The organism is Acetobacter syzygii, from assembly GCF_000964225.1.
In the GTDB taxonomy this organism is placed as follows: Bacteria; Pseudomonadota; Alphaproteobacteria; order Acetobacterales; family Acetobacteraceae; genus Acetobacter; species Acetobacter syzygii.
On record NZ_BAMZ01000057.1, the window covers coordinates 1 to 1,065 of the forward strand.

The 1,065-nt window shown below is 60.6% G+C and carries 1 protein-coding gene; it reads right to left on the reverse strand.

Annotated features, from left to right (window positions below; all coding sequences use genetic code 11):
* Nucleotides 1-15: 15 nt before the first annotated feature.
* Nucleotides 16-1,065, reverse strand: a 1,050-nt coding sequence (locus Absy_RS11670) for a carbohydrate porin (protein WP_048854934.1), incomplete at its 5' end; no start/stop codon positions are given.

Below are 1,065 nucleotides of genomic sequence, written 5' to 3' on the forward strand. Positions count from 1 at the left end.
CCATGTTTAGAGTGATCAGAAGGTGATGCTGGAGTGGAGGCCGAAGATGGCTTCGTTCCCGATGCGTTTGGTGCCGGTCCAGTCAGCTACACCGCCAGAGGGGTTCCAGACATACTGGAAGTCGGGCTGCATGACCCACCATGGCATGACCTGCGCCTGATAGGTCACTTCCAGATGGTTCTCGTTCCCCTGGGGGTGAACGCCAGAATCCCGGTCAAACCGGCGCTGCCCGTAGGATGCACGGCCAATGCCCCAGCCAACGCCCACCGTATCATTATCACGCCCCTTGAAGGGAGCCTTGAGGTTGATCCCCGCATCCACGGCAAAGCTGATCATGTTGCGGTCCCCGCCATTGCCGGTGGCGCGGGCAAACACACCGACCGACTGCGCAGACTGGAGCGAGGGCCGCCAGATCATCTGGTCAATAATCCCGTAAACCATCCAGTTGCCACGGTCCCAGCGGGAGGTCAGGTCGCTCTGGGTAATGCTGGCATCCCCCGCAGCCGCACGGGCCGAGGCCGCCCCGAGCGAACCACCATTCCTGTTGTAGCGGTAGTCGGGGAATTTGGCCGTGTCGTAATACCCCCCCAGTTTGTAAATGCCGGGCAGGCCGGGGTCCTTGGTTACCTTGGACATATCCTCGGGCTGGGGGTTGATGGCATATTGCAGCTCGGTCATGAGCAGCGCCCCCGTACCCATATTGAACTGGGTGCCAGAGGCATTGTTGTTGGCGTTCTGGCTGGTGGGGTCATTGGTCGCCCCGGCATCCGAGCCTGTGGCCTGCTGGATGGGAATGGAGTTGTAGCGGTTGCCCGGCGGGTTATCGTCCGCTGCGGCAAACATGACGGTAAACTGGTCGGTCGGGCGGTAACGGATACGGATGGCAGGCGATGCCAGCGGCCAGGATGGCCCACCCCCATACAGGTTGACCGATGGTGCCATGGGCCAGCCAAAGTTGGAGTTGAGGTAAAGGCTGCCGTAATCACTGATCAGGAATTCGGTATCCAGATCTTGCTGCCCGATCTTGACGTCGAGCTTGCCGTCCAGAAAGGACTGCTGGTACCA